11 protein-coding genes are annotated in these 13342 nt (G+C 56.3%); 6 read left to right on the top strand and 5 right to left on the bottom strand.

The window, feature by feature from the left end; genetic code table 11:
* Window positions 1–21 precede the first annotated feature (21 nt).
* Entirely contained in the window at window positions 22–1404 is a 1383-nt protein-coding gene (locus DL88_RS12245; RefSeq protein WP_051955798.1) for an IS5 family transposase, read from the bottom strand.
* Window positions 1405–1936: 532 nt separating this feature from the next.
* Here DL88_RS12245 and DL88_RS12240 point away from each other — a divergent pair.
* The 3 genes from DL88_RS12240 (at window position 1937) to parE (ending at window position 6224) form a co-directional block, all read left to right on the top strand.
* Window positions 1937–2275, top strand: a complete 339-nt coding sequence (locus DL88_RS12240; RefSeq protein ID WP_034996399.1) for a P-II family nitrogen regulator — start codon at window positions 1937–1939, stop codon at window positions 2273–2275.
* A 54-nt stretch (window positions 2276–2329) separates the two neighbouring features.
* On the top strand, window positions 2330–3739 hold the full coding sequence (gene glnA, locus DL88_RS12235; RefSeq protein ID WP_034996398.1) for a type I glutamate--ammonia ligase: 1410 nt from the start codon (window positions 2330–2332) through the stop codon (window positions 3737–3739).
* A gap of 421 nt (window positions 3740–4160) precedes the next feature.
* Entirely contained in the window at window positions 4161–6224 is a 2064-nt protein-coding gene (gene parE, locus DL88_RS12230) for a DNA topoisomerase IV subunit B (protein WP_034996397.1), read from the top strand.
* Between the two features lie 619 nt (window positions 6225–6843).
* Here the strand turns inward: parE and DL88_RS12225 are convergent.
* Window positions 6844–8241 carry a PleD family two-component system response regulator gene (locus DL88_RS12225; RefSeq protein ID WP_034996395.1) on the bottom strand — a complete coding sequence of 466 codons (1398 nt, stop codon included), beginning with the start codon at window positions 8239–8241 and terminating at the stop codon, window positions 6844–6846.
* A gap of 108 nt (window positions 8242–8349) precedes the next feature.
* The gene (locus DL88_RS12220; protein WP_034996394.1) at window positions 8350–8721 is read right to left on the bottom strand and encodes a response regulator; all 372 of its coding nucleotides are present in this window, start codon (window positions 8719–8721) and stop codon (window positions 8350–8352) included.
* 384 nt (window positions 8722–9105) lie between these two features.
* Here DL88_RS12220 and DL88_RS12215 point away from each other — a divergent pair, with 384 nt between their 5' ends.
* Window positions 9106–9378 (top strand): DUF3572 domain-containing protein, encoded by a 273-nt coding sequence (locus tag DL88_RS12215; RefSeq protein ID WP_034996393.1) that lies wholly within the window; start codon window positions 9106–9108, stop codon window positions 9376–9378.
* A 36-nt stretch (window positions 9379–9414) separates the two neighbouring features.
* Here the strand turns inward: DL88_RS12215 and DL88_RS12210 are convergent, their stop codons facing one another.
* Window positions 9415–10386, bottom strand: coding sequence for a glutathione S-transferase family protein (locus tag DL88_RS12210; protein ID WP_034996392.1), 972 nt, complete (start codon window positions 10384–10386; stop codon window positions 9415–9417).
* A 206-nt stretch (window positions 10387–10592) separates the two neighbouring features.
* On the opposite strand from DL88_RS12210, the gene hemB reads away from it, so the two are divergent.
* Window positions 10593–11639 (top strand): porphobilinogen synthase, encoded by a 1047-nt coding sequence (hemB, locus tag DL88_RS12205; protein ID WP_210165309.1) that lies wholly within the window; start codon window positions 10593–10595, stop codon window positions 11637–11639.
* Window positions 11640–11690: 51 nt separating this feature from the next.
* Here the strand turns inward: hemB and DL88_RS12200 are convergent, their stop codons facing one another.
* Window positions 11691–12353, bottom strand: coding sequence for a M15 family metallopeptidase (locus DL88_RS12200; protein WP_051955938.1), 663 nt, complete (start codon window positions 12351–12353; stop codon window positions 11691–11693).
* A gap of 410 nt (window positions 12354–12763) precedes the next feature.
* Here DL88_RS12200 and DL88_RS12195 point away from each other — a divergent pair, with 410 nt between their 5' ends.
* On the top strand, window positions 12764–13243 hold the full coding sequence (locus DL88_RS12195) for an RDD family protein (protein ID WP_034996390.1): 480 nt from the start codon (window positions 12764–12766) through the stop codon (window positions 13241–13243).
* Window positions 13244–13342 lie beyond the last annotated feature (99 nt).

Below are 13342 nucleotides of genomic sequence, written 5' to 3'. Positions count from 1 at the left end.
GTCGACTGTGAAGAAGGGCATTCAAGCCTGAGCGAAGTGATTTTTTGAGTGGCCACAGCTTGTAATGAAGCTCCACAGAATGGCGAGCCAAACGCGGAGCCATGAGAGGATGCGTTTGAAGTTGTAGCCGACTGCCGCGAGGACAGCGTTGATGGCATCGCCGGCTTGGCCCGCGAGATAATTTCGGTCCATGCGATGATCGGATTTTGTATGGCCGATGACGGGCTCGACGGCGGACCTGCGCCGCATCTGGCGGCGGATTTCCTTTGTCATGCCGCGTTTCTGTCCGGCGCGATAGACCTTGAAGCGGTGGGCAGGTGGCGCGTTGTGGCCCTTGTACCCCGCATCGGTGAATATCCGTTCAAGGGAGCATCCGATGAGTTGTTCGATGTCGGGAATGACTGTCCCGAGCGTATGGCCGTCATAGGGCTTGCCGGGCAGAGCCTTGGCATGGACGATGAACTGGCCGCCCTTTGAGCGTTTGAGTGTCGTCGCCAGCGAGACCTTCACCCCAAACTCATAGGGCTTGTGCGGCTTGCCCTTGCCGATGCATTCGACCTCCGGCGCATGCAGGCTGAACACCCGCAGGTCTGTATCAGCCTTTTGTCCCCTGAGAGGCCGCAGGTTTCTGTTGCCGGCATGGACGCGGCGGGCCAGCATGAGTTCGGGGGCGAAGATCTGCTGGAGTGCCTCCTGGTCTTTGATCTTGCGGGTGATGTCGCGGATCACCCGGCCGAGAGAGGTCTTGAGGGTCTTTAGCGAGCGTCTGGCGCGCCTGAACTGTTTGGCATGGGCATAGCGCTGCTGCCTGATCAGCGCATATTTGCCGACGCGGTGGTAACTCTGGCGCAGACTGACACCGTGTTTCCTGGCGAGCCGGACCAGCCTTTCACGGGCGCGCTGCATGAGCCTGGCATCCGTCGGATGCGCTACCGCCTTCGGCTGCACGGTCGTGTCGATGATCACCTTGGCGAAGTCGGAGGGCTTGGCCGCGCCGGTGCGCGTCGCACTCGCCAGACTTTCCTGCAACAGCGCGACAAGCTTTTCTTCTCCCATCCGCTGCCGCCAGCGGGTCATCGAAGAGCGGTCGAAGGCAAGGCTGTGCTGGAAGAACTCTTCTCCGCAAAACAGCTGATAATAAGGGTTTTCGACCCAGCGCTCGCAGAGCGCTTCGTCAGACAGATCGACCATGTGCTTGAGGATCGCCACGCCAGCCATCAACCGCGTCGGCAGAGGAGGATGGCCTGGCGCATCGCTGTAAGCGGCGCCAAAGCGCTTTTCGAGAAAGCCCCAGTCGATCGCCGCCGCCAGCTTCACCAGCGGATGCTGCATGTCGAGGATCTGATCGAGCCGCGCCCGAAACAGATCCTGCTGGCCGCTCTCACGCCTCTCCCGTGGCCGCATCCCCGCTGATCCTCCGCTTCCCTCAGAACCAGAGAATCACACCCAAAGCCCACGATCAATTTGCAAGAAAACCCGTCCACAGCCTATCAAATCCGGCAAATACCAAGACTTGCCAGAGGAAAATATAATCATTCATTCAATTGGTTGGGGATTCTTCATGGGCGACTCTTTCGACGATGATAAAACGCCCGCGCGCTGCACCCTCCCCTTTCGTGCGGGGTCCTCGGCATGATTTTGGACCGTGACCAAGCCTTCGCGGCAAGTGATGTTTCGAAGTACCACCTTCAATAAAAGATGCTTTTTACATTTTTTTCGCCTTTTCCCGTCTCAGACGAAATTTTTTCGACTTTTTCTTGGCGATTTGAGAAGCAAAATGCTAGGAAGCATCAGAAATTCTTCTTATCCGGGTTTCGGCACAGATGCAGTCGATCGAAACTGGAAGTAATCTGGTCTCGACAATGCTCCGCGACAGATACTTCCAAGGTGCTTTTGCGTTGAGGACGTCCAAACCCATTTCGCTAATTCAGGTCTGATGAAGAAAATCGAGGCCGTGATCAAGCCATTCAAGCTCGATGAAGTGAAAGATGCCCTCCATGCCGTCGGGATCTCCGGCCTGACTGTCACCGAAGCCAAAGGTTTCGGGCGCCAAAAGGGCCATACGGAACTTTATCGGGGCGCCGAATATATTGTAGATTTCCTGCCAAAGGTAAAAGTCGAAGTCGTCGTGCCAGACTCCCTGATCGATAGTGCTGTGGAGGCGATCCGCAAGGCTGCGCGCACTGGACGAATCGGCGATGGCAAGATTTTCATTTCTCCTATCGAAGATGTCGTGCGTATCCGGACAGGCGAAACCGGCCTGGACGCGATTTGACGCAGGACGCTTTGCTGTTCCCTCAACCTTTTCGATCACTCATGAGAGGCATGCATGAAAACCGCCCACGATGTGCTCAAGGCCATCAAGGATAACGACGTCAAATATGTCGATTTCCGCTTTACCGATCCGCGCGGGAAGTGGCAGCATGTCACCTTCGACGTCGGCATGATCGATGACGATATTTTCACCGAGGGCACGATGTTCGACGGTTCGTCGATCGCTGGCTGGAAGGCGATCAACGAATCCGACATGACGCTGATGCCGGATCCGACGACTGCCTGCATGGATCCGTTCTTCGCCGCCTCGACGATGGTCATCGTCTGCGACGTGCTTGAGCCTTCGACCGGCGAACCCTATGGACGCGATCCGCGCGGCATCGCCAAAAAGGCCGAAGCCTATGCCGCTTCCTCCGGCATCGGTGACGCTGCCTATTTCGGACCGGAAGCCGAATTCTTCGTCTTCGACGATGTCCGTTTCAAGGCCGATCCCTACAACACGGGTTTCGTGCTCGACAGCGCCGAGCTGCCGTCCAATTCTGATACCCCCTATGAAGGTGGCAACCTCGGCCACCGCATCCGCACCAAGGGCGGCTATTTCCCCGTGCCGCCGCAGGATGCGGCGCAGGACATGCGTGGCGAAATGCTCTCCGCCATGGCTGCCATGGGCGCCAAGGTCGAAAAGCACCATCACGAAGTCGCTTCGGCCCAGCACGAACTCGGCCTGAAGTTCGGTCCGCTCACCACCATGGCGGACCACATGCAGATCTATAAATATTGCATCCACCAGGTTGCGCAGAGCTACGGCAAGACGGCGACCTTCATGCCCAAGCCGGTCTTCGGTGACAACGGCTCCGGCATGCATGTGCATCAATCCATCTGGAAGGATGGCAAGCCAGTCTTCGCCGGCAACAAATATGCCGACCTCTCGCAGGAATGCCTCTATTACATCGGCGGCATCATCCGGCACGCCCGCACGCTGAACGCCTTCACCAACCCGTCGACGAACTCCTACAAGCGTCTCGTCCCCGGCTATGAGGCTCCGGTGCTGCTCGCCTATTCGGCACGTAACCGTTCCGCTTCCTGCCGTATTCCCTATACGTCCAATCCGAAGGCCAAGCGTATCGAAGTGCGCTTCCCAGATCCGATGGCGAACCCCTATCTCGCCTTCTCGGCCATGCTGATGGCGGGTCTCGACGGTATCATCAACAAGATCGATCCCGGCCAGGCTATGGACAAGGATCTCTACGATCTGCCCCCGAAGGAACTGAAGAAGATCCCGACGGTCTGCGGCTCGCTGCGCGAGGCCCTTTCCAACCTCGACAAGGATCGCGCCTTCCTCAAGGCCGGCGGCGTGTTCCACGACGATTTCATCGACGCCTATATCGAGCTCAAGATGATCGATGTAATGCGTTTCGAAATGACACCGCATCCCGTCGAATTCGACATGTATTATTCCTACTAAGATCTTCGAACAATGTTCCGGGCGGCATCTTCTTGCCTCCCGGAATTTCTACGATCTTCCCCAGAGCATTTTCCGATAATGCTGAATCGCTTTGCGATTCCATTACTCCGAAAATACTCTGATTTTTTTGAGTGGAGCGTTTCGGATATATCTGAAACGCTCTGACTGTTAGCATTCTCATTTTTTCACAGCACGATCCTTGCGGATCGTGCTTTTCTTTTCATGATCCCGAATCCTGATATGCGATGCGCATCAAACCATCGTGCAGAGGAGCAGCCTTCGCTGGAAATTTCGCGAGACCGACGGGATCTGGTTCATCCGAAAGATCGCCACCGCGTGTCTGTTTTTGTTTTGTTCCCTTTCCAGCCTGGCCATGCGATAAGGCCTTTCGTGGTAAACCTTCGTTCCGGGATATGATTTGATGGCAAAATCCGGCGATCTCTTCGGCGGTTCCGCTCGCAAGACCGCCCCGCGCGGCGCAGATAAAGGCCTTGAAAAGGGTCCAGCAAAGGCGTCCCGTCTGCCCGCCTCCGGCACTCCGGATGAAGCCGGCTATACCGCTGCATCGATCGAGGTTCTGGAGGGACTCGAGCCGGTGCGCCGCCGGCCAGGCATGTATATCGGCGGCACCGATGAAGTTGCGCTGCATCATCTTTTCGCCGAGGTTCTCGACAACGCCATGGATGAAGCGGTTGCGGGACACGCGACCTTCATTGACGTGACCTGCGAGGCCGGCGGTTTCCTCACAGTCATCGATAACGGACGTGGTATCCCTGTTGATCCCCACCCGAAATTTCCGAAAAAATCGGCGCTCGAAGTCATTATGACGACGCTGCATGCTGGCGGAAAATTCGATTCAGGCGCCTATCAGACCTCTGGCGGCTTGCATGGTGTCGGCGTCTCCGTGGTCAATGCGCTTGCCGAATCGCTTGAAGTCGAAGTTGCACGGGGCCAGCTCCTTTATCGGCAGACATTCGCGCGAGGCGTGCCGACCAGCAAGCTGCAGGAACTCGGCAAGATTCAGAATCGCCGGGGCACGAAAGTCCGCTTCAAACCCGATCCGCAGATCTTCGGTGCCCAGGCCCATTTCAAACCCGCCCGCTTATTCAAAATGGCACGGGCCAAGGCGTTTCTCTTCAAAGGTGTCGAGATCCGCTGGCATTGTGATCCCACCCTTCTGCCACCCGACGGGTCCGTTCCGCAGGAAGCCGTTCTGCATTTTCCCGGTGGCCTCGCCGATTATCTCAACCAGGAAATCGATGGGAAAGCCCTCGTCACCGAGCAGGTTTTTTCCGGGCGCCTCGAAAAGGAGGGAGGCCACGGCTCGCTCGAATGGGCGATCGCCTGGCTTAGCGAGGACGACGGTTTCGTTCATTCGTTCTGTAATACGATTCCGACGCCTGATGGCGGCACCCATGAAGCGGGGATGCGCACGGCGCTGCTGCGCGGCCTGAAGGATCATGCCGAACGTATCGGCCAAGCGAAACGGGCTTCGATCCTCACCAATGACGATATTATGGTGTCTTGCGCGGTGCTCTTGTCCGTCTTCATCCGCGAGCCGGAATTTCAGGGCCAGAACAAAAGCCGGCTGATGACCACCGAGGCCTCACGCCTCGTCGAAGCGCCTTTGCGCGATGCATTCGATCATTGGCTTGCGGGTGCGCCCTCGCATGCCGCAAAACTCCTCGACTGGAGCGTGGAGCGGGCGGAGGAACGGCTTCGCCGACGCGCCGAAAAGGACGTCGCGCGAAAGACGGCGACACGCAAACTGCGCCTTCCCGGCAAATTGGCGGATTGCACCAATACGGCGGCACAAGGGTCGGAACTCTTCATTGTTGAGGGCGATTCCGCTGGCGGTTCAGCCAAACAGGCGCGCGATCGCTCGAGCCAGGCCGTGCTTCCCCTGCGCGGCAAGATTCTCAACGTTGCCAGCGCCACGCGTGACAAATTGCTGGGCAATCAGCAATTGGCCGATCTCATTCAGGCGCTCGGTTGCGGCACCAGCACGCATTACAAGGCGGATGAATTGCGTTACGAGAAGGTCATCATCATGACCGATGCCGATGTCGACGGCGCTCATATCGCCTCGCTGCTCATTACTTTCTTCTATCGTCAAATGCCGAAGCTGGTGGAAGGCGGCCATCTCTATCTTGCGGTTCCTCCGCTCTACCGGCTGACCCAGGGCAGCAAGAACGCCTACGCGCGCAATGAAGCCCATCGCGATTCCCTCCTCGCCATGGAATTTTCCGGCAAGGGCAAGGTCGAGATCAGCCGCTTCAAGGGGCTCGGCGAGATGATGGCCGCGCAGCTCAAGGAAACGACAATGGATCCCCGGACGCGCAATTTGCTGCGCGTCGTGATTCTCCCCGATGATCGCGAGGAAACAGCCGATTCGATCGAGCGCCTTATGGGCAACCGTCCTGAGGCGCGCTTTGCTTTCATTCAGGAACATGCGGCCTTCGCCGGCGATCTCGTCAGCATTTAGAGTGTTTCCGGATATGCCCGAAACGCTCCAGGCGCCAATTTGGTCTGGAATTTTTGGAACAAGCATTTGAATAAGCGGCGCTTTCAGCGGCTATGTACCGCATGGAAGCGCTATTTATTTCAAAAACATTTTGAAATACTATAAGGCAACAGTTAAGCTCATATTGGAATGATGATTCATCCTACAGATCAAAGCCATAGAGGATCGCATCGTGGCGTGGCACAATGGTTTTAATCTGTACGATGCACGAGAAGCGGCTGAGACGAAGGTGGCCGGCGGCAAACGGCTGTTTCGAGGAGGCCACTCCCGCCATTTGCACGCCGGCCGACCCTACGGACCCAGGAGATGCGGCGGACCTGGCACTCCGCAGGGCAGTCATGTCGGGCATGCATCGAAATGCGAAGCGGTTCGCTACCTGGCCTTCTTGGGGGAGCCGGATCGCGCCGCTGATGCCAATTCGAGCCCAACATTAAATACGTTAACGCCCTCGGTTCCGAAAATGCAATCGTCTGAAGCGACAACTCACATTCATTTTTCTTAAATATTTGCAATTTTCGTGAAATCAGGCCTGGCATTAGCCAATCCGAAGGGCAAACCATGCGCATTTACCCATTGACTCTCATGCAGCATCGGTGAAGACGCGATTTCTGCCGCTTCGCTTGGCGCGATAAAGCGCCTTATCCGCTCGGCGAAACAGGGCTTCGGCATTGTCCGCATCATTGTCGCTCAGTTCCGTCGCGGCAAGCCCTATCGAAACCGTCACGTGGAGGGATTCCTCCGTCCCTGAGAGGACAAAGGGTTCTTTCTCCACAGCGAGACGTACACGTTCGGCAATGGCCTCGGCCTGTTCCAGCCGCGTCGCGGGCATGAGCACGACGAATTCTTCTCCCCCAATACGGCAGGGGTAATCACTCGCCCTCACGACCCGTTTCATCCGTGCCGCGAAATATTTCAGGATCTGGTCGCCAGCCTCGTGCCCATAGCAATCATTGACGCTCTTGAAATGGTCGATATCGAGAACCATCAGAGAAAGAACAGCCGTGTTCCGGCCATTGACATCCCTCGATTCCCGCCCCTGGCATTTGTGTAGAGTGTAACTCTGCGTTTCAAGGAAGCGGCGATTATACAAACCGGTCAAAGGATCGATCAGCGCCATATCTATTGAGAACTGGACGATATTGCGCAAATGATCGGCGTAAAGTTTACGCAGGATTTGTGTACGAACGCGCGCGATGAGCTCATGGCCATCGAAGGGACGCGTGAGATAATCATTGACGCCGAGATCCAGCGCCGTCAGCAGCCGGTTCCGATCCTCCCGTTCCACGAGAGCGAGAACCATGATGCTTCGCGTCGTTTCATCACAGCGCAACTGGCTGCAAAGGCGAAGTCCATCGTGATGTTCAAGATCAAGACTGACGATATACAGGTCCGGCGGCTCTTCCTCTCCTCGCGAGAGGGCGGTGAGAGGATCTGATAGACATTCAATCCGGCAGATCCCGGCAAGGCTCGACCGGACATGTTCGATCGTCGCCAGTCGATCTTCTATAAGGATCACTTTGCGCTGCGCAATATTGGCGAGACCGCCAAGCGTTTCATAATCCGGCAGAGCAAGATGGCGTGTGCGCCGATGCAGTTCGTCAAGCGCCATATGCAATCGTGCAAGCGACCGGACGCGTGCGATCAGCGCAATTTCATCGATCGGCTTGTGCAGAAAATCATCGGCACCGGCCTCAAGGCCCATCAGACGATCAGCGGTCTGATCGAGAGCCGTCACCATGATGACGAAAATATGCATGGTGGAGGGGTTCTGCTTGATACGCCGGCAGACTTCGAAACCGTTCAGGCCGGGCATCATGACATCGAGTAGAATGATGTCGCATTCACCACGGTTACAGATTGCCAGGGCATCAAATCCATTGGTTGCCGTCGCGACGGAGAAATATTCTGCGCTGAGGCGCGCATCGAGCAATTTGAGGTTCAGGAGATTATCGTCGACGACAAGAATACGCGCATTCATATTCGTTTCTCGGCTTAAAGCGCAATCTCCGCAGGAAACCGGGAAAGGCCGCTGCGACCGCAATCAAGACCGCTGCAACAAATCCAATCTGGGTAGAACGACATGCGCTCAAGGTTCGGCGAGATAATTGCGTACTGTTTCCAAAAATTTGACAACTGAAATCGGCTTGGAAAGATAAGCTTCACATCCGCCCTGGCGAATTTTTTCCTCGTCTCCCTTCATCGCGAAAGCAGTGATGGCGATCACAGGAATATGGCGCAGGGCGGCATCTTCCTTCAGCCATTGGGTCACCTGGAGACCCGACACTTCCGGCAATTGAATATCCATCAAAATCAGGTCAGGCTGGTGCTCGCGCGCGAGATCGAGCGCCGTCATTCCATCACGCGTCTGCACAGTCCTGTAACCATGCGCTTCAAGCAAATCGTTGAAGAGCTTCATATTGAGTTCGTTATCTTCCACGATGAGAATGGTCTTTTGCATCGTCCCCACCCAACCGGCTCCAATATTCCGTATTCTTAGAGTGTTTTCGGCTTGGAATGAAACGCCTTGCGATTTAGACTTGCCGATTACGCTCGAATATTAATGGAGCAGATCGAGAATATCCAACCATGCTCTTACACCCAGCCTCACTGATCCCAATAGGTTCGGATCAGCGAGGTCCGGCCGAAAGCCGCCACCCCGCTACCGCAGGGACCAAATCCCAATGAACCATGTTCATCGAGAGTTGAGAATACCATAGGTCATTTCTGACCATGATCTGGTTTTCAAAGATCACGGCATTGAAATCGATGTTACCGGCCAGACATTGATGAAAAGGAAATCCGATTCATGCAAAACCGCCCAATTTCCCGAAACAGGCAAGGAATGAATCAGGAAGCGGCGGAAAGTCTCGCCATTGGCGCCTTGAGTTTCCTTGCAGCTGACCCTGACAGACTCGGCCGCTTCCTCTCGCTTTCCGGCCTGACGCCTGAGACATTACGTGCGGCAGCCGCGGAACCCGGTTTTCTCGGCGCCGTTCTCGATCATCTTTGCAGCGATGAATCGCTCTTGCTTGCCTTCTCCGCCAATGGCGACCATGACGCCGAAGCCGTCATGGAAGCACATGCGCGGCTGGCTCCGCCACCACAGGAAAGCTGAAAGTCCCGTCATCCTCGCTGATATGCCGTGGCGATCTCAGCCACGGCCATGCGGCGCGGCGAAATCGATCTGCGGCCCCACCGGCACGATACCGGTTGGATTGATCTGAAGATGGCTTTGATAATAATGGTTCTTGATATGATCGGGACGGAATGTCCCGGCAATTGAACCGGTCTGATAGAGATCACGCACATAGGCAAAGAGCACGGGATAATCGGCTATGCGCCGGATGTTGCATTTGAAATGTCCGACATAAACGATATCGAAACGCAGCAATGTCGTTAAAAGGCGGATGTCAGCTTCCGTTATGACATTCCCGCAAAGATAACGCTGCCGGCTCAGACGCTCCTCAAGGAAATCGAGCGTCTCAAACAATGGCACCACCGCTTCTTCATAGGCTTCCTGGCTCGTCGCGAAACCTGCGCGATAGACACCATTATTGACCGTTTCGTATATGCGTCTGTTCAGGGTATCAATCTCCGGTCGCAGCGGTTCAGGATAATAATCGCCCTCCGCCGCACCGAGCCTGTCAAAGGCTTCGTTGAACATACGGATGATTTCCGAAGATTCATTGGAGACAATCGTTCGCTTTTCCTTGTCCCACAGAACCGGTACGGTCACGCGGCCGGTATAGTCGGGCTTGGCGGCACGATAGATCTCGTAAAGATAACGAGCGTTGAAAAGCGGATCGGCGATCACACCATCGCCTGCGGCAAAAGTGATTCCATTTTCCCGCATCAACCAATTGGTAATGGAGACATCGACAAGGTTTTGTAGGCCCTTCAATTCCCGAAAAATCAGCGTGCGATGCGCCCAGGGGCAGAAATAGGCGGCATAAAGATGGTAGCGTCCCGCTTCCGCCTTGAAACCGCCGGACCCTGTGGGCCCAGGCGCCCCATCGGCGGTCACAAAATTGCGAAAACGGGCAGCATCGCGTTCAAACCGTCCACCATGTGTTTTGGTGTCATACCACTGATCCCGCCAGACCCCATCCACGAGCAGACCCATCGCATTCTCCCTGGCCAATCCCTTGGACGGATTTAAGGGAATCTGGTGAAAGGATTCAACCAAGCGGATGCCTTGAAGTGAAGTGATCCGCTCCGTCCCGGCTTGCGCGGGCTCTCACCTTCGTCGCGGAACCGTTCGCCCTCTTCGCATGCCTGGCGGCTTTATGATAAAGCCCAGAGAAAACAGGAGTCATCATGACCAAGCCCATGCCTGCCGCACGACACCATGATGAGGGCGTGCAAGAAGCCCGCGACGCGTTGAAGAAGCTCAATCTGACCCACCGGGCACGTCGCAACCGCAAGACGGAATGGAGCCGCCGGCTCGTGCGGGAAAATGTGCTGACGACGAGCGATCTCATCTGGCCGCTCTTCCTCATCGAGGGGGAGAAAAGGCAAGAACCCGTCGCCGCCATGCCGGGTGTGGAGCGGTTGTCGGTCGATGCCGCCGTGCGGGCCGCGGTCAAGGCGGCGGAACTCGACATTCCCGCCCTCGCCTTCTTCCCGTATACGGAAGCGGAATTGCGCGATCCACTCGGCAAGGAAGCCCTCAATCCGGACAATCTGGTCTGCCGCGCCTGCCGTGCCATTAAGCGCGAAGTGCCGCACATCGGCCTGATCACGGATGTCGCTCTTGATCCTTATACGACGCATGGCCATGACGGCGTGATGCGGGGCGAGGAAATTCTCAACGACGAAAGCGTGGCGGTCCTGGTCGAACAGGCGTTGAACCAGACGCGGGCGGGCGCCGACGTCATCGCGCCTTCCGACATGATGGATGGCCGTGTCGCGGCTATTCGCGCGGCTCTGGATGCTGAAGGATTTGAATCCGTTCAGATCATGTCCTATGCGGCGAAATATGCCTCGGCCTTCTACGGGCCCTTCCGCGATGCGATCGGCACCAAAGGCGTCCTGATCGGCGATAAACGCACTTATCAGATGGATCCGGCCAATGCCGAAGAAGCCTTGCGGGAAGTTGCGGAGGATATAGAGGAAGGCGCAGACATGGTCATGGTCAAGCCTGGCCTCCCCTATCTCGATATCATCCGCCGGATCAAGGACACTTTCCCGATACCGACCTTCGCCTACCAGGTCTCCGGCGAATATGCGATGATCCGAGCGGCCGCGCTCAACGGATGGATCGACGGCGAGAAGGCCATGCTTGAAAGCCTGCTCGCTTTCAAGCGGGCGGGCGCATCCGGCATCCTGACCTATTTTGCCGTCGAAGTGGCGGAAAAGCTTCAGCGCCACGCTTGAACGCTGTCCCCTGCCGACCGTTACCCATTAAATGTGCGAGAGAACTGGTTTCTATCGCACTTCGAAATCATGGAGTTCGGCGTCAGCAGCACCCGGCAAATTGAAATGCCACCATTCGTTGGGAAGATTTTCGAAACCGTGCTTGCGCATCAGGGCGAGAAGCTTCCCACGATTGGCGTTGGCGGTTTCGTTAATCGACGAATAATCGGTCGCCGAGGCCGCATCGAATAAATCGAACGGCGTTCCGAAATCCTGGCCAACAAAACCCAGATCGACCGCCATTCCTGTCGAATGGGTGGATTTTTCCGCGATATAGCCTTCCTTGAACAATAGGGCCTTGTCGATCGCGGGATAATAGGATTGCTTCGTGAGCTGGTCGTTCGGGTCCTGCGCCCAGGCGAGAAAGGCTCGCGTGGCCCGCTGGGGCCGAAAGCAATCATAAACGACGAGCCCAAGCCCTTCGGCCTCGGCTTCCTTCTGGACGGCAAGAAGGGCGAGTGCCGTGGAACGCCTCAACCAGCAGCGGCCCTTCGCATAACCCGGGACCGGTCTGCCGGTGAAATTGTCATTACCCGCATAGCGCATATCCTCGACGATCGAAGGGGCAATGTCGTGCAGACGCACGAAATCGGACGGCGGCCCCTCTTGCGCAATTGCCTGCTGACAGAAAGCCGCAGTCGGCACTGCGGCGCAGCAGAGCAGAAAAATCGTCATCGTCGTCAAGACTCATTCCTCCACATACGCCTTCCTGGCAGCTCCTGTGAGCTCACGAGCCAGAGACCTTGAACTGATCATTAATATCGAAAAATTGAGCATTCAAAAAACAAATCGGTCCTTCAGCTGACTCATGGGTCGCTGCCGGGATAATTGCGAAACCAATGGGACAACGCCACCGCGCACCACATTTTTCTTGATTGACACACTATAACTCGCGAAGCTGCGCACTTGCAGCGACGACAGCTTGGGACCACATTAGCGTGCGATGGTCCGGGGCCACTTCCTTTGGGAATTGGCAGTGAAATGAATGAAAGCCATCGGAGACCGTTTCGGCTGGCTGGCGCGTCACATCGCCAAGACCTGCAAAATACGTGGTTGAACACGAGGATCAAAGCGAGGATCAAGGGATGAGTGATTGGGGCAGCAGCGCCAGAACCGCGCCGCAGCGTTCCGTTTTTTCGACTGCCATGCTGCCGCTGGAAGCCCTTGCTGGTGTCAGGCGGCGACGACTCTTCGCGCTTTGTCTCGACTTCATCCTGGTCGCCTTTATCGCCGGACTGATCTGGACGGTGCTGCTGTTCCTGACCCTCGGACTCGTGCTCCTGCTGCTGCCGCCGATCTTTCCCTTTGTCGCGTTCTTCTACAATGGATTGACGGTATCCAGTTGGCGAATGGGGACGCCCGGCATGCTGGCCATGGACCTCGAAATGCGGATGATAGACGGCACACGCGTACCGTTCCTCAACGCCGCCGTCCACGCGGTTCTTCTCTATATCAGCTGGATGTTTCCTCCCATCCTCCTCGTCTCACTCCTCACGGATGACAAACGTTGTCTGCACGATATCCTGGCCGGGGTCATCATTACTCGGCGGCCGCCTGCCTATTGACGGCATAAAATTTGCTGCGATATGGTATCGATAGCACCGTTGTTTCTCCGGATAGGCTTGTGCTGGCGGAAGCTCTCTACGATGTTCGGCTTGGGCGTA

Source organism: Beijerinckia mobilis, assembly GCF_000745425.1.
In the GTDB taxonomy this organism is placed as follows: domain Bacteria; phylum Pseudomonadota; class Alphaproteobacteria; order Rhizobiales; family Beijerinckiaceae; genus Beijerinckia; species Beijerinckia mobilis.
The sequence above is the reverse complement of the archived record's forward strand: the minus strand, read 5'-3'. Positions and strand labels throughout refer to the sequence as shown.